At 71.9% G+C, this 18,101-nt stretch carries 19 protein-coding genes and 1 pseudogene; 14 read left to right on the top strand and 6 right to left on the bottom strand.

The window, feature by feature from the left end; genetic code table 11:
- Positions 1–8: 8 nt before the first annotated feature.
- From GA0070617_RS13845 to GA0070617_RS13830, 4 genes are all read left to right on the top strand, one after another.
- On the top strand, positions 9–1,307 hold the full coding sequence (locus GA0070617_RS13845; protein WP_229688496.1) for an ABC transporter substrate-binding protein: 1,299 nt from the start codon (positions 9–11) through the stop codon (positions 1,305–1,307).
- A 64-nt stretch (positions 1,308–1,371) separates the two neighbouring features.
- On the top strand, positions 1,372–2,328 hold the full coding sequence (locus GA0070617_RS13840; RefSeq protein WP_091437276.1) for a carbohydrate ABC transporter permease: 957 nt from the start codon (positions 1,372–1,374) through the stop codon (positions 2,326–2,328).
- On the top strand, positions 2,325–3,158 hold the full coding sequence (locus GA0070617_RS13835) for a carbohydrate ABC transporter permease (RefSeq protein ID WP_091437274.1): 834 nt from the start codon (positions 2,325–2,327) through the stop codon (positions 3,156–3,158). The genes GA0070617_RS13840 and GA0070617_RS13835 overlap by 4 nt, the downstream gene beginning before the upstream one ends.
- A complete protein-coding gene (locus tag GA0070617_RS13830) occupies positions 3,155–3,583 on the top strand; it encodes an L-rhamnose mutarotase (protein ID WP_139135655.1) in 429 nt (142 codons plus the stop codon). Before GA0070617_RS13835 ends, GA0070617_RS13830 begins: the two co-directional genes overlap by 4 nt.
- A gap of 107 nt (positions 3,584–3,690) precedes the next feature.
- On the opposite strand, the gene GA0070617_RS13825 is transcribed toward GA0070617_RS13830, so the two are convergent.
- A complete protein-coding gene (locus GA0070617_RS13825; protein ID WP_091437271.1) occupies positions 3,691–4,821 on the bottom strand; it encodes a mandelate racemase/muconate lactonizing enzyme family protein in 1,131 nt (376 codons plus the stop codon).
- Positions 4,822–4,951: 130 nt separating this feature from the next.
- On the opposite strand from GA0070617_RS13825, the gene GA0070617_RS31065 reads away from it, so the two are divergent.
- The 7 genes from GA0070617_RS31065 (at position 4,952) to GA0070617_RS13795 (ending at position 11,680) form a co-directional block, all read left to right on the top strand.
- Positions 4,952–5,887, top strand: a complete 936-nt coding sequence (locus GA0070617_RS31065) for a thiamine pyrophosphate-dependent dehydrogenase E1 component subunit alpha (RefSeq protein WP_217628930.1) — start codon at positions 4,952–4,954, stop codon at positions 5,885–5,887.
- Positions 5,880–6,860, top strand: coding sequence for an alpha-ketoacid dehydrogenase subunit beta (locus GA0070617_RS31060; protein ID WP_217628807.1), 981 nt, complete (start codon positions 5,880–5,882; stop codon positions 6,858–6,860). Before GA0070617_RS31065 ends, GA0070617_RS31060 begins: the two co-directional genes overlap by 8 nt.
- Positions 6,857–7,618 (top strand): SDR family oxidoreductase, encoded by a 762-nt coding sequence (locus tag GA0070617_RS13815; protein WP_091437269.1) that lies wholly within the window; start codon positions 6,857–6,859, stop codon positions 7,616–7,618. Before GA0070617_RS31060 ends, GA0070617_RS13815 begins: the two co-directional genes overlap by 4 nt.
- A 44-nt stretch (positions 7,619–7,662) precedes the next feature.
- Positions 7,663–8,982 (top strand): helix-turn-helix domain-containing protein, encoded by a 1,320-nt coding sequence (locus tag GA0070617_RS13810; RefSeq protein ID WP_091437267.1) that lies wholly within the window; start codon positions 7,663–7,665, stop codon positions 8,980–8,982.
- Positions 8,979–9,278 carry a YciI family protein gene (locus GA0070617_RS30555; RefSeq protein WP_091437263.1) on the top strand — a complete coding sequence of 100 codons (300 nt, stop codon included), beginning with the start codon at positions 8,979–8,981 and terminating at the stop codon, positions 9,276–9,278. The genes GA0070617_RS13810 and GA0070617_RS30555 overlap by 4 nt, the downstream gene beginning before the upstream one ends.
- A complete protein-coding gene (locus tag GA0070617_RS13800; protein WP_091437261.1) occupies positions 9,278–10,849 on the top strand; it encodes a hypothetical protein in 1,572 nt (523 codons plus the stop codon). The genes GA0070617_RS30555 and GA0070617_RS13800 overlap by 1 nt, the downstream gene beginning before the upstream one ends.
- A 63-nt stretch (positions 10,850–10,912) precedes the next feature.
- Positions 10,913–11,680, top strand: coding sequence for a sulfite exporter TauE/SafE family protein (locus GA0070617_RS13795; protein ID WP_373868378.1), 768 nt, complete (start codon positions 10,913–10,915; stop codon positions 11,678–11,680).
- Between the two features lie 70 nt (positions 11,681–11,750).
- Here the strand turns inward: GA0070617_RS13795 and GA0070617_RS13790 are convergent, their stop codons facing one another.
- The 3 genes from GA0070617_RS13790 to GA0070617_RS13780 all read right to left on the bottom strand — a co-directional run bounded on the left by GA0070617_RS13790 (position 11,751) and on the right by GA0070617_RS13780 (position 13,130).
- Positions 11,751–11,939 carry a DUF397 domain-containing protein gene (locus GA0070617_RS13790; RefSeq protein WP_091437259.1) on the bottom strand — a complete coding sequence of 63 codons (189 nt, stop codon included), beginning with the start codon at positions 11,937–11,939 and terminating at the stop codon, positions 11,751–11,753.
- Between the two features lie 112 nt (positions 11,940–12,051).
- On the bottom strand, positions 12,052–12,243 hold the full coding sequence (locus tag GA0070617_RS13785; protein WP_091437257.1) for a DUF397 domain-containing protein: 192 nt from the start codon (positions 12,241–12,243) through the stop codon (positions 12,052–12,054).
- 11 nt (positions 12,244–12,254) lie between these two features.
- Positions 12,255–13,130, bottom strand: a complete 876-nt coding sequence (locus tag GA0070617_RS13780; RefSeq protein ID WP_229688495.1) for a helix-turn-helix domain-containing protein — start codon at positions 13,128–13,130, stop codon at positions 12,255–12,257.
- A 175-nt stretch (positions 13,131–13,305) separates the two neighbouring features.
- On the opposite strand from GA0070617_RS13780, the gene GA0070617_RS13775 reads away from it, so the two are divergent.
- The 3 genes and pseudogenes from GA0070617_RS13775 (at position 13,306) to GA0070617_RS13765 (ending at position 14,774) form a co-directional block, all read left to right on the top strand.
- On the top strand, positions 13,306–13,485 hold the full coding sequence (locus GA0070617_RS13775) for a hypothetical protein (RefSeq protein WP_091437253.1): 180 nt from the start codon (positions 13,306–13,308) through the stop codon (positions 13,483–13,485).
- Between the two features lie 151 nt (positions 13,486–13,636).
- Positions 13,637–13,894: pseudogene (locus GA0070617_RS32400) on the top strand (hypothetical protein); the annotation flags it as partial.
- Between the two features lie 103 nt (positions 13,895–13,997).
- Entirely contained in the window at positions 13,998–14,774 is a 777-nt protein-coding gene (locus GA0070617_RS13765; protein WP_091437250.1) for a hypothetical protein, read from the top strand.
- Positions 14,775–14,814: 40 nt separating this feature from the next.
- Here the strand turns inward: GA0070617_RS13765 and GA0070617_RS13760 are convergent, their stop codons facing one another.
- Together GA0070617_RS13760 and GA0070617_RS13755 are read right to left on the bottom strand one after the other, a co-directional pair.
- Positions 14,815–16,122 (bottom strand): hemolysin family protein, encoded by a 1,308-nt coding sequence (locus tag GA0070617_RS13760; protein ID WP_091437247.1) that lies wholly within the window; start codon positions 16,120–16,122, stop codon positions 14,815–14,817.
- Between the two features lie 201 nt (positions 16,123–16,323).
- A complete protein-coding gene (locus GA0070617_RS13755) occupies positions 16,324–18,099 on the bottom strand; it encodes an ABC transporter ATP-binding protein (protein ID WP_091446366.1) in 1,776 nt (591 codons plus the stop codon).
- Between the last annotated feature and the right edge of the window lie 2 nt (positions 18,100–18,101).

Genomic DNA, 18,101 nt, shown 5'->3' with positions numbered 1-18,101 from the left:
TTCCGCCGATGTTTCGACGTAGATTGGCCGGCGTCCTCGCCGCCGGTGTGGCCGCCGCCGTGGCGCTGGCCGGGTGCGGCGGTGGCGACAGCGCCGCCGACGGCCCGGTCACCCTGAAGGTGCTCACCTGGGAGCCGGGTGGCACCGAGTACTGGCAGCAGGTCAAGTCGACCTTCGAGGCCAGCCACCCGGACATCAAGCTGGAGATGCAGGCCGTCCCCTTCGACAAGTACCCCGAGGTGCAGGGGCCCTACATCACCTCGCAGTCCGGGCCGGACGTGATGGCCAACAACGCCGGACTGGAGCTGTTCGACAGGCGGGGCGCGTACGTGCCGCTGGGCGAGCGGGCCGCCGAGATCAACAAGGACCTGGTCACCTACAGCGGAGCCTGCGAGGGCTTCGACACCAGCAAGGAGTGCTTCGGCGTCCCCTTCTCGTACCAGGGCAACGTCCTCTACTACAACAAGGACGTGCTGGCCGCCGCCGGGCTGGACCCGGAAAAGCCGCCGGCCACCTGGGACGAGTTCGGGGCCGCCTGTGAGGCGGTGAAGAAGGCCGGTAAGACCTGCCTGGCGCTGGGGCTGTCCGGCACCTTCCCGGCGTACTGGGACTTCCCGGAGATCGCCCGCAACTTCCTGAGCGAGGACGACATCCGGGGCCTGCTCGCCGGCACCCTGTCCTGGAAGGACCCGAAACTGGTCCAGACCCTGGAGAAGCTGGCCGAGATCACCACCAAGGGCTGGACGAACCGCAACGCCCCGTCGATCACCATGCTGCCCGACGGCGCGGACATCTTCCAGCGCGGCGACGCCGCCTTCGCCGGCACCATCATCTCCGACGCGGTGAACTGGGAGGCCTTCGGCAAGGCCCTCGGTGACGACAAGCTCGGCGTCAGCCGGTGGCCGGTGATCAACCAGTCCGCGCCGTTGGCGCAGAAGTTCTCCGGCATCGAGGGCGCCGTCTACGGCGTGACCAAGTGGAGCGAGAAGAAGGACGCCGGCCTGGAGTTCATCACCTGGCTGGCCGGCAAGGAGAACGGCGAGCTGTGGGTCAAGCACGCCAAGGGGCAGCCGCTGAACCGGAACGTCGACCCGGCGCTGCTGCCGTCGTCGCCGGCCTTCAAGAAGATCCAGGAGCTGGTCGCCGACCCGACCCTGCACGCCGGTGTGATGCTCTCCGGCCCGGAGGCCGACGCGCTGGCCCGCGGCTGGCAGCAGGTCACCCTCGGCCAGCTCACCGTGGACAAGTGGGCCGAGCAGATGCAGCAGGCGCTGGAGCGCAGCCCCACCAAGAAGCAGGGCAACTAGCCGCAACCCGGGTGGGACGGCCGGCGCCGTCCCACCCGGTGCGCCCTGGGGAGGACAACAACCGATGAGCATCTCCACCGCGCCCGCCGCTGAGCCGGCCGTCGCGACAACCCCACCGCCGGTACGCCGTACCCGGCGGACCGCCCACGCCCGGGAGTGGTGGCTCGGGGCCCTGATGGTGCTGCCGGCGGTGGTGCTGGCGGTCACCTTCAAGCTGGTGCCGCTGGCCCGGGGCGTGATCACCAGTTTCGAGTCCTCCGGCGGGTTCGGCGACAGCACGTTCGCCGGTGCGGACAACTACACCCGGATGTTCGACGACCCGGTGGTGCTGGCCAGCTTCCGCAACGCGCTGCTGGTGGTGGCCACCCTGCCGGTCTGGGTGGTCTTCCCGCTGGTGCTGGCGGTGCTGATCCACCAGCGGGCACCCGGTTGGCAGTTCTTCCGGGCGGTCTACTTCATCCCGTACACCATCGCGCCGATCGTGGTCGGCATCATGTTCCGCCAGATCCTCTCCCCGGACGGCCCGATCAACGCCCTGCTGCGCGCGGTCGGGTTGGCGCCGCTGGCCATCGAGTGGCTCAACGGGCAGAACAGCGCCCTGTTCAGCCTGGTCGCGGTCGCCCTGTGGAGCTTCTTCGGGCTGGGCGTGATGACCTACCTGGCCGGGCTGGCCACCATTCCCGACGAGGTGCTGGAGGCCGCGTACCTCGACGGAGCCGGATTCTGGCGGCGGCTGGTCTCGGTGGTGGTGCCGATGCTGCGCCCGACCGTGGCGTACTGGAGTGTGCTCTGCGCCTCCGGGGTGTTGATCTGGCTCTTCCCACTGATCTACGCGCTGACCCAGGGCGGTCCCGGCAACGCCACCATGCTGCCGGAGTACCTGGTCTTCCTGACCACCTTCCAGTTCCTGGACCGCGGATACGGCTCGGCCATCGGTATCGCCCTGTTCGTCTTCGTCGCCCTGCTGTCGATCTTCAGCGTCCGGCACATGTTCAAAGAGGGGACCAGGAAGCCGACATGAACCGGCGACACTCCGCCCAGATCGGGCGCTACCTGTTGACCTTCGCGCTGGTGGTGGTCGCGGTGGCCGCGGTCTACCCGCTGCTGTTCACCGTGGTCAGCTCGCTGAAGACGCAGACCGGCTTCGCCCAGGACCCGCTCGGGCTGCCGGCCGGGATCACCTTCGACAACTACGTCGAGGCGTTCCGCCGGATGGACATGCCCCGGCTGCTGCTCAACTCCATCGTCACCACGGTCGGCGGTCTGGTGCTGTCGGTGCTGGCCGCGATGCTCGTCGCGTACACGGTGACGAAGTTGCGGTTCCGCGGCGGCAAGGTGGTCTTCCTGCTGATCATCATCACCCTGACCATCCCCAGCCAGGCGATCATCTACCCGCTGTACCAGACGGTACTGGACCTCGGCATGTCCGGGCAGTACCAGGGGCTGATCCTGGCGTACGCGGCGTTCGGCCTGCCGCTGGGGACCTACCAGCTGGCCGGCTACTTCCAGCAGGTGCCCGACGAGCTGATCGAGGCGGCCCGGGTCGACGGGGCGGGACACTTCACCATCCTGTTCCGGCTGCTCGCCCCGATCGCCACCCCGGCGCTGGCCGCGCTGGCCATCTTCAACTTCGTCTGGATGTGGAACGACCTGCTGCTGCCGCTGGTCATCATGGGCGGCTCGGACTCCAAGACGCTGATGGTCGGGGTCTCCATGCTCAGCGGCCAGTACGACGTCTCGGTGCCGCTGGTCAGCGCCGGCCTGATCGTGGCCCTGCTCCCGGTGCTCATCATCTACCTGGTGTTCCAGCGGCAACTGGTCTCCGGCGCGCTGGCCGGTTCCGGCAAGTGAGCACACCGGCCGACCGGCCCGGCACCGCACGGGGCGTGGACCCCGGTGCCGTCGACGATCCCGGCACCGGGTCGTGGGCGGCACCGGCCCGGGGGCCGGGACGGCAGCTGTGCTACCTGTACCGGCTGCGCCCCGGGGCCGAGGCCGAGTACGAGCGCCGGCACGCCGAGGTCTGGCCGGAGCTGCTCGCCCTGCTGGACGACGCCGGCCTGTACGACTACACCATCTACCGGCACGGCCTGCTGCTGATCTGCGTGCTGCGGACCCGGTGGGGCTTCGACCACGCCAGCCGGGTCACCGGCGACGCCGAGGTACAGGCCCGGTGGACGGCGTCGCTGGCGCACCTCTTCGCCGAGATCGCCGACGCCGACGGTGCGCCACTGTGGGCGTACCCGGTCTTCCACCACGCCGGCCGCCCGTCCTGACTGCCGGCCCGGCTGTTCCCGGCACGCGACGTGGGTGCGCGCCGCCAGGTGTTTGCAGGGGCCCCCTGTACATCAGAAAGCGTTAACAGGGGGCCCTTCCTTGCACGCTAGACGGCGTAGGCGACGGAGCCGTCGGCGCGCAGCGGGATGCGGGTGAGGGGGCGGCCGGTGAGGTCGAGGGGGGTCTCGTCGGTGAGGTCGAGGGTGACGCCGAGACCGGGTTCGGTGGGCACCGGCAGGTAGCCGCCCTCGCGGCGCACGCAGGGCCGGGCCGGGCCGTCGGCGAGGGTGTCGTCCAGGGGTGAGTACTCCTGGGTGACGAAGTTGGAGATGGCGGTGTCCAGCTGCACCGAGGCCATGGTGAGCAGGGGGCCGAGGCAGTTGTGGCTGACCACGGCGGCGTGGTACGACTCGGCCAGCGCGGCGATCTTACGGGCGTGGCTGATCCCGCCGGCCAGGCCGAGGTCGGGGCGCACGTACTGGGCGCCACCCTGGGCGAGCAGCTCCTTGAACTCCCAGATGGTGTGCAGCCGTTCCCCGTTGGCCATCGGCACCCCGAGGGCCCGCCGGGCGACCTCGGCCTGACTGCTGACGCTGTCGATCTGCACGGGGTCCTCGACCATCAGGGGCAGCAGCCGGCCCACCGCCGGCACGACCACCTCGGCCTGCAACGGGGTGAGTTTGCGGTGCAGCTCGATGAGCAGGTCGACGTCGGGTCCGACGGTGTCGCGCACGGCGGCGGTGGTCGCCGCGGTCTCGGTGACCAGCCGGGCCAGCGACAGGTCGCCGTAGTTCGCCGGCAGCGGGTCGAACTTGACCGCGGTGAAGCCGTCGGCGACCGCGGCGGCGGCCTGAGCGGCGAGGGCGTCGGCGCCGGTGCCGGGCAGCAGCAGGTGCAGCCGGATCCGGTCGCGGACCCGCCCGCCGAGCAGTTGCCAGACCGGCACCTGCAGGCGCTTGCCGAGCAGGTCCCACAGGGCGAGGTCGATCGCGGAGACCGCGGCGGTGAGCACCGAGCCGCGGAACGGTCCCATCCGGTAGAGGTGGTGCCAGTGGTGCTCGATGCGGTCCGGGTCCGCGCCGAGCAGGTGCGGCCGGAAGGTCCGCACGACGGCGTGCACCGCGTCGGGATAGCCCCAGCAGGCGGACTGGCCGACGCCGACCAGTCCGGCCGAGGTGTGCACCGCGACGAAGTGCGCGTCGCCCCGCACCACCGACTCGACGGCGGTGATCTCCATGCTGCCCCCAAATTAGAGCCCTATAACGGCCACAAACTTGCTCCCGCACTCTTCCATAGCATGACGTGCCTGGTCTAGGCTCCAATCCGAACGAGCCAGAATAGGGCTCTAATTCTTCACTGGGGGTGTGATGGGTCTGCCGGACGACTACCGGGCGATGGCCCGGATCCGCCGGTTCGAGGAGCGGCTGGCCGCCCTCAAGGACGACGGCGAGATCCCGGGTTCGATCCACCTGTGCAACGGTCAGGAGGCGATCCCGGTCGGCGCGGCCCGCGCGCTGCGCGACGGCGACCACGTCACCGCGACCTACCGGGGCCACGGTTGGGCGCTGGCCCGGGGCGTGGACATGACCGGACTGTTCGCCGAGATGATGGGGCGCGACTCCAGCGTCAACGGCGGCCGGTCGGCCTCGCCGTACCTCTCCGACCCGGGCCGCTGGTTCGTCGGGGAGAACTCCATCGTCGGCGCCGGCGTGCCGATCGCCACCGGGGCGGCGCTGACCGCCCAGCGCACGGGCAGCGGCGCGGTGAGCGTGGTCAGCATCGGTGACGGCGCGATGAACCAGGGCAACGTGCACGAGGCGATCAACCTGGCCGCCGTGCTGGACCTGCCGCTGGTGCTGGTGGTGGAGAACAACGTCTACTCGGAGATGTCCCGGATCTCCGACATGGTCCGGGTCCGGCAGCTCGCCGAACGGGCCGCCGGATACGGCATCCCCGGCCGGGTCGTGGACGGCAACGACCCCGACACGGTCGCCGAGGCCGTCGCCGAGGCGGTCACCCGGGCCCGGGAGGGCGCCGGACCGTCGATCGTGGAGGCGATGACCGAACGGCTGGTCGGCCACTACAGCGGGGACGTGCAGCACTACCGGCCGGCCGGCGAGATCGCCGCCGCCCGCGAGCGGGAGCCGCTGGCCCGGATCCGGGCCGCCGCCGACGCCGAGCTGACCGCCCGGCTCGACGCCGTCGACGCCGAGGTGGCCGCCGAGGTGGAGGCCGCCGTGACCGCCGCCCGCGAGGTGCCGTACCCGGACCCGGCGACCGCCAAGGAGCACGTCTATGTCTGAGTCGCTGCGCTACATCCAGGCCGTCAACGCCGCCCTGACCTGGGCGTTGGACAGCCGGACCGACACCGTCTACTTCGGTGAGGACGTCGCCCTGCCCGGCGGGCCGTTCGGGGCGACCAAGGGTCTGCACAAGCGGTTCGGCTCGGAGCGGATCTTCGACACCCCGATCTCCGAGACCGGGTTCCTGGGCATGGCCCTCGGCGCGGCGATGACCGGCCTGCGGCCGATCGCCGAGATCATGTACGCCGACTTCACGTTCGTGGCGATGGACCAGCTGGTCAACCAGATCGCCAACATCCACTACGCAAGCGCCGGCCGGTGGCGGGCCCCGCTGGTGATCCGGATGCAGCAGGGCTACTCGCCGGGGGCGTGCGCCCAGCACTCCCACTCGATCGAGGCGTACCTGGCGCACACCCCGGGGCTGCGGGTGGCGTTGCCGGCCACCCCGGACGACGCGTACCAGATGTTGCGCACCGCGGTGACCAGCGACGACCCGGTGGTGGTCGCGGAGGCCCGGATGCTCTACCCGAGCAAGGGGCCGGTCCGCACCGACGCGCCGGTGGAGCCGGTCGGCGGGGCCCGGGTGGTCCGCGAGGGCGCCGACGCGACCGTGGTGGCCTGGTCCCGGATGGTCCCGGCGGCGCTGGCCGCCGCCGGCACCCTCGCCGCCGAGGGCATCGAGACCGAGGTGGTCGACCTGCGCTGGCTGAACCCGCTGGACTTCGACACGGTGGGGGCGTCGGTGTCGCGCACCGGCCGGTTGGTCGTCGCCCACGAGGCGAACCTGACCGGTGGCTTCGGCGCGGAGATCGCCGCCCGCGCGGCGTCGGAGTGCTTCGCCGACCTGCGCGCCCCGGTGGCCCGGGTGGCCGCACCGGACGTGCCGATGCCGGCCGCGCCGGCCCTGCAGAAGGCCGTGGTCCCCGAGGCCGAGCACATCGTGGCGGCGGTCCGCCGGACGGTCCAGCGGTGACCGGCGACAACCCGGCGGCCGGCCTGCTGGTCGGCCGCCGGGTGGTCGTCGTCGGAGGCGCATCCGGCATCGGCCTGGCCACCGTCCGGGCCGCCGCCGCGGCTGGCGCGGCCGTGGCGGTGCTCGACGCCGACGCCGACGGTGCCGCCGAGGCCGCCGCGCAGGCCCGGGCGGCCGGGGCGGACGCCTACGCGCACACCGTCGACGTCACCGCCGAGCCGCAGGTAGCCGCCGCGCTGGACGCCGCCGCCGCCGACCTCGGCGGCCTCGACGCGGTGCTGCACGTCGCGGGCGTGATGCGCGGGCAGGGCACCGACGTCGCCGACCTGCCGCTGGAGCTGTGGCAACGGGTCGTCGCGGTCAACCTCACCGGGCCGTTCCTGGTCGCCAAGCACGCCGTACGGCACCTGGGCGGCGGCGACGGGGTGCTCGTGCTGGTCGGCTCCAAGGCGGGCGTGCTCGCCGGCAGCGGGTCGGTACCCTACGGCGCGAGCAAGGGAGGACTGCACGGCCTGGCGCTGACGCTGGCCCGCCAGCTCGGTCCACGCGGGATCCGGGTGCACACGCTCTGTCCGGGCGACATCGACACGCCGCTGATGCGACGGTCGCTGGACGAGGCGCGGGCCAACGGCACCGACAGCGGTCAGGTCACCCGGATCGAGGCGGCCCTGGGTCGCCCCGAGGACGTGGCGTCGGTGCTGACGCTGCTGGCCGCGCCGGTCGCCGCCGGCATCGCCGGCACCGTCTACACCGGCTGAGCAGCCCGACCGTACGGCCAGGGCGACGACGTGGAGGCAGCATCGTGATCGGGATCATCGGCCCGGAGGACTCGATCCGGCTCGTGCAGGAGGTGGCCGCCGGCGAGGGACGTGCCGACGAGGTGACCGTCCGCGTCTACACCAACCCCGAGCAGGCCGCCGAGCTGGCCCGGGAGCTGGACGACCTGTGCCAGGTGCTGCTCTTCACCGGCCGCATTCCGTACGCCTTCGCCGCCGCCACCGGTGGGCTGCGCGCCGAGATCGACTACATCCGGCACGCCGGCATCGACCTGTACCGGACCCTGTCGCGGATGCTGCTGGCCGGCGGCGGGCGGCTGCCCACGGTCAGTGTGGACACCATCGAGGCCGACACCGTCCGGGAGACGTACCACGACATCGAGCTGACCCCGCCCACCGAGATCCTGCCCATCGCCGACTCCTCCGGGCTGCTCTTCTCCGGGCTGGCCGACATCGCCGCGTACCACCGGGAACGCTACGCCGCCGGGGCGGTCGAGGCCTGCCTGACCTGCCTCGGCGCGGTACACCAGGAGCTGCGCGAGCACGGGGTGCCGGTGTGGCGGGTCGAGCACACCCGGGCCTCGGTGCGCGACGCGCTGCGCCGGGCCTGGCAGGCCGCCGAGGTACGCCAGTCCCGCGCCACCCAGATCGCGGTGATGCTGGTCGAGGTGAGCGACCCGACCCACCGGCAGCTCGACCCGTACCAGGTCGAACGGCAGCGGCTCCGGCTGCGCGAGGCGCTGCTGGAGCACGCCGAGCGGATGCGCGGCCGGCTGGCGGCCATCGACGACCGGACCCTGCTGATCACCACCACCCGGGGCACCGTGGAGAGCGCCATCGCCCGGCACCGGGCCGGACACGCCTCGCTGCTCACCCTGCGCGGCGTCGACGGCGAACACACCGTCGGCTTCGGCGCGGGCACCACCATCGCCGCCGCCGAGGCCAACGCCCGCCAGGCCCTGGCGCTGGGCCGGGCCGGCGACACCCACGTGGTCTTCCCCGACGGCGACATCTACTCCACCCGCTCCAGCGCGGTCAAGCAGCGGCTGCGCGAGACCACCCCCGGGGTGCTGCGGGTCTCCGAACAGCTGCGACTCGGCCCGCTGTCCACCCGACGGCTGCTGGAGGCGCTGCACCAGATGGACCCGCACCAGGTCACCGCGCGCGGGCTGGCCGACGCGTACGGGGTGGAGACCCGCTCGGCCCGCCGGCTGCTCAAGTCGCTGCGGGCGGCCGGCTTCGCCGAGGAGGTCGGGGTGCACGTCAGCACCGGGGCGGGCCGCCCACAGACGGTCTACCGGGTGGCCCTGCAACGACTGGTGGGCGCGATCGGGGCCGACTCGTGAGGTTCGAAACCACCTGGCTGGTCACCGCCACCTTCGCCGCCGACGCGGCCCGCCGCCGCGAGCCGTACCGGGCCGCCCACCTGGACCACGTCGGCGCGCTGCTGGCCAGCGGCACCGCGCTGGTCGCCGGGGCCCGGGCCGACCTGCGCGCCTCGGTGCTGGTGCTGCGGGCGGCCGACGCGACGGCGGCCCGCACCCTGCTCGAACACGATCCGTACTGGCAACACCGGGTGTGGACGGCCATCGAGGTGGTCGAATTCCTCGCCGCCACCCCGCCGTCCCTCGGGAGGTCTTGATGTCGACACACCGCCAGGTCACCGGAGTCCGGGTCACCGGCGCCGACCACGCGCCGTACGCCGCCGGGCTGCTGACCGACGCCCTCGGCACCGGCGACACACCGGTCTCGTTCACCGCCGACCCGACCCTTGCCGAGGGCGCGTTCCGGGTCGAGGTCGGCGAGACCGGGGAGATCCGCATCGTCGGTGACCCGTTCGCCGGCCTGGTCCACGCCGTACGCGACCTGCTGGCCCGGACCACCCCGGCCGGCCTGCCCGTCGGCACCGTCGAGAGCGCGCCGGGGTTGGCCCTGCGGACCCTGTGGACCTGGGACCACTCCACCAACTGGGACCTGCGGCAGCTCGGCCAGCAGGAGATCGGCGCCCTGAACCCGTACGCCAAGGGGGTCGACGCCTTCGGGGCCGACTACCGGCGGCTTGTCGACTTCTGCAGCCGGGAGCGGATCGGCGGCATCGTGGTCTACGGGCTGCTGCGCGACGCCCACGGCGGCGTCGAGGCGGCCCGCGAGCTGTGCGAGTACGCCAACGCCCGGGGGGTGCGGATCATCGCCGGGGTGGGGATCAACGCCTACGGCGGCATCTACTTCGACGGCCGGCACCGCTACAACCTCGCCACCTGGCTGCGGCAGCGCCCCGACCTGGCCGCCGAACTGCCGAAGAAGGTCGGCTTCGACATCGACGAGTTCGGTGACCTGCACTTCCCGGCCAGCGAGTACATGATGGCCGCCTGCCCGTCCCAGCCGGACAACCTGGCCTGGCACCGCGACGCCATCGACTGGCTGCTGGACACCCTGCCGGTGGGTGGGATCAACTTCGAGACCGGCGACTACGGCAGCTGCGCCTGCGCGCGGTGCGTCGAGCGCACCGGCGGGGAACGGACCTCCTGGTCGTACGAGGCGATGCGGTCGGTGTATCCGACGCTGCTGGACACCGCCCGACGGCCCGGACCGGCCGGGGTGCCCCTGCGCCACCTGGTCGAGGTCTACTGGGACAACATCTTCGACCTCGACGCCCAACGCCCGCTGGCCGACCTACCCGACGACGTGGCCTACCAGTACTGCGTCAACCGGGGCTTCTGGTACGACAACCGTGACCGGCTCACTGCCGAACACGTCTCGGCGTTGCCGCACACCACCAACGTGCTGCGCACCCACGCCGGATCACAGTGGAACCGGCAGCGGCACTCCTGGGTGCCGGAGATGTACACCGACATGGCCACCCGGACCGCCGCCGCCGGCATGCGCGGGCTGACCATCTTCGCCGAGGCCTCCGCGTACCACCCGACCAACGAGGTCAGCTACCTGGCGTACGCCCGGTTCTCCTGGAATCCCGAGCTGACCTGGGCCGACTTCTGGCGCGACGAGGTGGCCCCCCGGTTCGGCGGGTCGGCCGAGGCCGAGGCGTTCCGCGACGGCGCGGCCCTGGTGGAGGACCCGGCCGCCGACGCCAAGGCGCTGACCGCCGTACGCGGTGACGCCCTGGCGATGGTCGCCGCCACCGGTGGCGAGGTGCAGCGCCGCTGGCTGTGGCTGGCCGAACGGGCCGCCCGGCACGCCCACAGCGCCGACTGACCGAGGCTCACGCGCCGGTGGGCGGGACAACGTCCGCCAGCGCGGACGCCTAGGGTCCCAGGCGTGGATCCGGTCGAGGTGGTGCTGATGCTGGCCGCCGGTTTCGCCGCCGGGGCCATCGGGGCGATGGCCGGAGGCGGCGGACTGCTCAGCTTCCCGGCGTTGATCGCGGTCGGAATCCCGCCGGTGGCGGCGACCGTCACCAACACGGTCGCCCTCTGCACCGGCAACCTGACCGCCGCCGTGGCCACCCGCAGCGACCTGCCTCAGGTACGCCAGTGGGCGCTCCTGCTGCCCACCACCGTCGTCGGCACCCTGGCCGGCTGTCTGATCCTGCTGGGCACGCCGGCCCGGGTCTTCGAGACGGTCGTACCGTTCCTGGTGCTGGGGGCGACCGCGATGCTGGCCCTGCAGGGTCCACTGTGGCGGCTGGTCGGTCATCCCCGCGACCTCGGGCCGCGCCGTCGGGCCTGGACCCTGCACGCCGTGGTCGGAGTCACCTCGGTCTACTGCGGCTACTTCGCCCAGGCGCTCGGGCTGATGCTGATCTCCGGGCTGACCCTGGCCCTGGACACCACGCTGGCCCGGATCAACGCGCTGAAGAACCTCCTGTCCGGGATGATGGGGGTGACCACCATCGGCGTCTTCGGGCTGTTCGGGCCGGTGAACTGGGCCGCCGCCGCGCTGCTCGCCCCGGCCGCCATCGCCGGCGGGTACGTCGGTGCCCGGTGGGCGCGCCGCCTACCGGCGACCCTGCTGCGGGCCGTGATCGTCGTCGTCGGCACGGCCGTCGGCCTCTACCTGCTGGTCGACCACCACTATCAGGGCTGAGCGGGGTACGTGGCGTCGTGGGCGACGGCTGGCCCGGGTGTGGACTTCCGCCCACACCCGGGGCCGTTGTTCACGCGTCGAAGGTGCCGACCTTGATCCCTCGGACGAAGCCGGTCCACTGTCCGGAGGTGAACGACAGCACCGGCCCCTGCTGGTCCTTGCTGTCCCGGACCAGGACGAGCTGGGGTGGTGTGGCAACCTCGACGCAGTCCCCACCGGCGTTACTACGCGTGCTCTTCTTCCAGGTGAGCGTGGTCATGACTGTTCCTCTGCGATCGACGCCATGAGCTTCCGGGACTGCGCTTCGGTAAGCGCAGACCGCTCCATGATGGCCCACGCCTCGCCATAGGCGGCGACCTGCGCTGATCCTGCTACCCGAAGGTGCCGGCCTTGATCCCCTTGACGAAGCCGGTCCACTGTCCTGAGGCAACCAATAGAACCGGCCCATGCTGGTCCTTGCTGTCCCGGACCAGAACGGTCGGGGACAGCGTGGCGACCTCGACGCAGTTTCCGCTGGAGCCGGACCTGGTGCTCTTACGCCAGGTGACGCGAGACAGGTCCATGCTGTGTCCTCCTAGCCCGTCAGGTCTGCCGCGATCGAACGCAGCGTATCTCGCGTGGGTTTGGGTGCCAGCGCAAGGGCTTGTAGTTGTTCGTGCGCCGCAGCGTAGGCGGTGATCTCCCCTGGCCGCTCCAGGTACAGCGCCCCGGTCAAAGTGTCCACGTAGACCATGCGTTCCTCGGCGGCGTCCGGGTAGGGCTCGGGCATCGGCGGAAAATCGAGAATCACGAAGCTTCCATCGAACCCAACGCCGGCCGAGTAGGGCAGCAACTGAACGTGGACGTTGCTCCGCGTCGACTCCTCCACCAGTCGTTCGAGCTGCTGTTGCAGTACCTCCGGACCGCCCACCACCCGACGGGCCGCGCCCTCATCGATGACCACCCGCAGCATCGGCGGGTCCTCCCCCGTCAAGATGGCTTGCCGCTCCAACCGCAATGCGACCTGGCGCTCGACCTCGTCGCCTCGCATCGGAACCGGCGCACCCTCGAAGGCTGCCCGCGCGTACTGCTCGGTCTGCAACAGGCCGGGGACCATCTGACACTCGTAGGTGCGAATGACGGAGGCCTCGGACTCCATCCCGACGTACTCGGCGAACCAGTCCGGCAGGACGTCGGTGTACCGCTGCCACCAACCACGCTGTTTCGCCTGACGGGCTACCGCGATTACCGCTTCGGCCTGGGCACCCTCCACGCCGTACAGCGACAGCAGGGCTCGCACGTCGTTTGGGTGTGGCCGAACCTCGGCCGTCTCGATTCGGCTGAGCCAGCTCGCGTCGTGGTCGACACGCCTCGCCGCTTCCGCTGACGTAATCCCTGCTCTGTCGCGGAGCTGTCGCAGGGTAAGCGCCAGGCGTCGGCGTCTGACCGTAGGGCTCTGACGGGGAGGCATAGCCGTCATCTTGCCATGCGGAAAACCTAACTTCGTTTCACATAAGGGCCTTACGCAAAGCAGCGGTTCGCATATTGCGGATTACCTGCTTGCGTGAGACGGTGTTGCAGGGTGTGGTGGTCGGATGACCGTGCGTGGCCCGGCCGCCACGCCCCCTCAGTGGAGGGAGGGCGCGATGGGTGAACGGATCACCTACGACGAATACCTGGCGGCCGTCGCCCTGAGCCTGGCCCGGACACACGCCCCGGCGTGGAACCACATCCTGAAGCGGACCACCTGCCGATGCGGGCGGGACCTCCCCTGCGGCGGGCGTCGCCCGATCCCGATCCGCCGCGAGAACTGGCCGCAACCGTGACCGGCCGTCGGTTGCCGGTGTTGATCCGGGCGGCCTGGCGGGTACTCGACCAGCACCGACACCACCGGTGCCCTGCCTGCCACCTCGGCGGCTGGTGCCCGAGGGTGGCGACGGCCCGGACCCGGATAGCGGCCTGGCGACGGTTCAGCCGGTGACGCCCGACCTCAAGGCCGGCGACCTCCTGCACGTCACCCGAGCCGCCAGCGTGCAGTTCCTCAAGCCGATCATGTTCCGGGTGATCCGGGTCCGCGAAGACCTGATCACCTACCACGGCTGGGTCTGGCTCGACGGTTACGAGCTGGACGCGACCGGCGACGCCACGAGGCGGCGGGAGATCTTCGTCCGACGGGACGGCCTCCGGCCCATGACCGTCCACAGCCCGCCTCGGCCCGCCGGTCGGCGAGCCGCACCGACTCCCCCACGCAGAAATTCACGTTCTGCTATACATGGGAACGCTCCCAACCCCATCCGGCCGGCCCCGCGTCGGACGGCACCGACCCCTGGAGGAGAACATGCGTAACCTGATCGCCGCGGTGGCCGCCACCCTGTTGCTCGGTGCCACCGCCGGCAGCGTCCCGTCCGACGCCGCCAACGCCGCCCACCGCGGTTCCTGCACCGACCGTCTGCTGTTCTGCGAGGACTTCGAGCGGTTGCCAACCGGCGGTGCCAGCAGCCTGAACTGGGGCATCGACACCCGCAACGGCACGCTCACCGTCGAACGCGCCAAGCGCGGCAACCAGGTGCTGCACGTACGCACCGTCGACAACGGACGGGCGTTCCTGCGGGTCGACGACTTCGCCGCGCCGGGCAACCGCTTCTACGGGCGTATGCGGCTGCGCGTGGACGCCTTCCCGACCGCCCCCGACTGGGCGCACTTCACCCTGGTGGAGGCGACCGGCACCGGCAGCGCGGAGGTGGTCCGGCCGATCGGCGGTCAGTACGCCCCCACCGTCCCCGGCGTCTTCTGGGGAGTGGGCGCCGACGGTGGGCCGACCGGCGACTGGACCAACTGGCGGGAGTCCGCCCCGGTGGTCGAGGACACCTGGCAGTGCGTGGAGTGGAAACTCGACCGGGCGGACAACCGGGTGGCGGTGTGGATCGACGGGGTGGCCAACCCGGAGCTGACCGCCTCCACCCACGACCACGGCGGCAACGACGTACCCTTCGTCCTGCCCACTGTCGACACGGTGAAGATCGGCTGGCAGCTCTACCAGGGCGGCACCACCCCGGCGGAGTTCGACCTGTGGATCGACGACATCGCCCTGTCCAGCACGCGCCTCGGCTGCTGACCGACGCCGGGCGGGCGGCGCGGGTCAGGGGCGGCGCGGGTCAGCGACCCGGGTCGTCCCCCGGCCCGACACCGCCGGGCGAGGTGACGCGCAGGCGTACCCGGGTGATCGCCCGCCCGGTCACCTCCGCCACCTCGGCGGTCAGCCCCGGCAGCTCGACGACCTCGCCGGCCGCCTTGGGGATGTGACCGAGACGGGCCAGCACCAGGCCGGCCACCGTCGTGTAGTCACCGGCCTCCAGGTCGTCCTCGCTGAGGTCCACGCCCACGTCCGGCAGGTCGTGCAGGGGGAAACCACCCGGCATCAGCAGAGAGCCGTCCGGTGCCCGGACGACCGCCTGCACGTCCCGGTCGGTCTCGTCGTAGATCTCCCCGACGATCTCCTCGACCAGGTCCTCCATCGTCACGATGCCGTCGATCGCGCCCCGTTCGTCGACCACGAGGGCGAACTGTTGACGCTGTGACCGCATCTCCCGGATCGCGTCGGTCACCTTCAGCGTCTCCGGCAGGTACATCGCCGGGCTCACCTGGTCGGTGACCGGGCCCTCCCGGTCGAGCAGGTCCCGCATGTGCACCACGCCGACCGTGTCGTCCAGGCCGCCGCGGCCCACCACCGGCGCGCGGGTCTGCCCCGACGCGCCGAGTTCCCGCAGCGCCTGTGGCGCCGACAGCGACGCGGAGAGGGTGACCACCTCCCGGCGCGGGACGAGGATCTCCCGCAGGATCCGCTCGGCCACCTCGAACGCCCCCGAGATGATCATCCGGTGCTCGGGGGTGAGGCTGCGCTGCCCGGCGACCATGTCCCGCAGCTCCTCGGTGGTGACCTCCTCCCGGCGGGCCCGCGGGTCACCGCCGGTCAACCGCACCACGGCGTCACTGGCCTTGCCCAGCAGCCACACCACCGGCCGGGTGAACGCCGACAACGCGTCCAGGGGACGGGCGACCAGCAGCGCCCAGCCCTCCGCCCGCTGCATCGCGATCCGCTTCGGTGCCAGCTCGCCGAAGACCAGGGTGACGAAGGTCAGCACGACGGTGACCAGCACGATCGACACGGGCTCCGCCGCCGTACCGAGGAATCCCAGGGGCCGCACCAGCGGCGCGGCCAGCGACACCGCCGCGGCCGCCGAGGCGAGGAACCCGGCGAGCGTGATGCCGATCTGGATCGTGGCCAGGAACCGGTTCGGATCCCGGGCCAGCTTCGCCAGCACCCCTCCGGCCCGCGACGTCCGCTCCAGCCGCTGCAACTGGCTCTCCCGCAGCGACACCAGGGCCATCTCGCTGCCCGCGAAGACCGCGTTCACCAACACCAGGACCAACACCAACGTGACCTGCACGCCATAGCCACCCACGGGCTGTTCGACGCCTCCTCGACCCGGCACCTCCGGGGACACCAACCGTAGTCGCCCCGCACCCGCCGGCATCCGCCGACCCGGGCACGCCCGGGTCGGCGGTCAGGACGACCACGGGCACCCCGGCGACAGCTTCATCGATCTACATCTCTTGACCACGGGCGGAGACGAACGTTGTCAATGACAGCAGCGAGTGCCTGACTAGCTCCGGTACGCCGCCGCCTGGGTGCCGTAGAGGCTGGCGTAGCTGCCGTCGAGGCGGATCAACTCGTCGTGGGTGCCCACCTCGCGGACTCCCCCGTCGCCGACCACGATGATCAGGTCGGCGGTGCGGACGGTCGAGAACCGGTGCGACACGAAGACGGTCACCCCGCCGCTGTCCGCGGCGACCCGAGCCGCGCCGTCGGCGTACCGCTCGAAGAGCCGGTGCTCGGCCTCGGCGTCCAGGGCCGACGCCGGCTCGTCCAGCACCATCAGCAGCGGGGCGTCGCGCATCATCGCCCGGCCGAGCGCGAGCTGTTGCCACTGCCCACCGGAGGCCTCCACCCCACCGTCGGCGTGGCTGCGGCCCAGCCGGGTGTCCAGGCCGTACGGCAGCTGCTCGGCGACGCCGCTGTGCGCGCGGGCCAGGCCGGCGCGTACCGCGTCGTCGTCGGTGGCCCGGGGCAGGTCACCGATGCCGACGGCCAGTCGGGCGGTCAACTCCGGGCGGGCGTAGTCCTGGAACGCGGCGGTGGTGCGGGCCCGCCAGGCGGTCAGGTCGAGGTCCCGCAGGTCGACCCCGTCGACGAGGATCGTGCCGTGGTCCGGCTCGTAGAACCGGTTGAGCAGCTTGACCAGGGTGGTCTTGCCCGCGCCGTTCTCGCCCACGATCGCCACCGTGCGGCCGGCGGGCAGCAGCAGGTCGACGTCGCGCAGCGCCGGCCCGGCCGCACCGGGGTAGGTGAAGGTGACCTGCCGCAGGCGGATGCCCTCCAGCAGCCGCTGGGGCGGACTCACCCCGGCCCCGTCGGGCGGGCGGGCGACCAGGGCGCGTACCTCCTCCAGCCGGCGCAGCGACCGGCCGCTGCGCAGGAGCTGTTGGGTGATCGTCACCGCGGCGGCCACCTGCTGGTTGAGCTGCGAGGCGACCATGATCACCAGCACCACGTCGCCGACGTCGGCCCGGCCGCGTACCGCGTCGCCGACGACCAGGACCAGCGCGGCGACGTACCCGAGGGCGAACACGCTCTGCCCGGCGGCCCGCCACAGGCCGGCGGTCAGCTCGCCGCGCCAGATCCGGCCGGAGGCGCGCCGCCAGTGGCCGGCGTAGCGCTGCTGCAGATGGTCGACCAGGCCCAGCAGGCGCAGTTCCTTGGCCGAGGCCGCGTCGGTGGTCAGCTCGAACAGGTGCCGGGCCTGCCGGGTGTCGACGCTGCTCTCCTCACGGGCGGCGTCGGCGGCGGCCTGGGCCCGGCGGCCGGCCAGCAGCGGCAGCGCCGCCAGCAGGGGCAGCGCCAGCAGCGCCGGGTGGGCCCAGGTGAGCAGCACGGTGGTCAGCAGCAGACTGACTGCCAGCGCACCGCCGGTCAGCAGCGCCTGCAGGCCCTCGCCGATGCGTTGCAGCTCGTCCTGGGCCAGGGCCATCCGGTCGGCGTGCTCGGGCCGCTCGTGGTGGTCGAGGTACGGGGTGCCGTTGCTGATCCCGATGAGCTGCTCGTCGGTGCTGAGCACGTTCAGTTCGGACACCTCGAAGTAGCCGATGTGCGCGAAGTGCGCGCAGGTAAGCGCCGCGATTGCGGCCACCGCGACGGCCAGGCCGGACCAGGCCGCCGGGCCGGCGTCACCGGCCACCGCCGCGTTGGTCAGCTGCCGGATCGCGACCGCGCCCGCCGGCACCGCCAGGGCGTTACCGGCCATCAACGCCAACGCCACGGCCATCTTGCGCCGGTCCTGCCGCCAGGACAGCCGCAGCAACCCGGTGATCGCCCTCAGCATCG

Source organism: Micromonospora yangpuensis, assembly GCF_900091615.1.
GTDB lineage: Bacteria > Actinomycetota > Actinomycetes > Mycobacteriales > Micromonosporaceae > Micromonospora > Micromonospora yangpuensis.
This window is presented reverse-complemented; position numbering and strand designations above follow the sequence as displayed.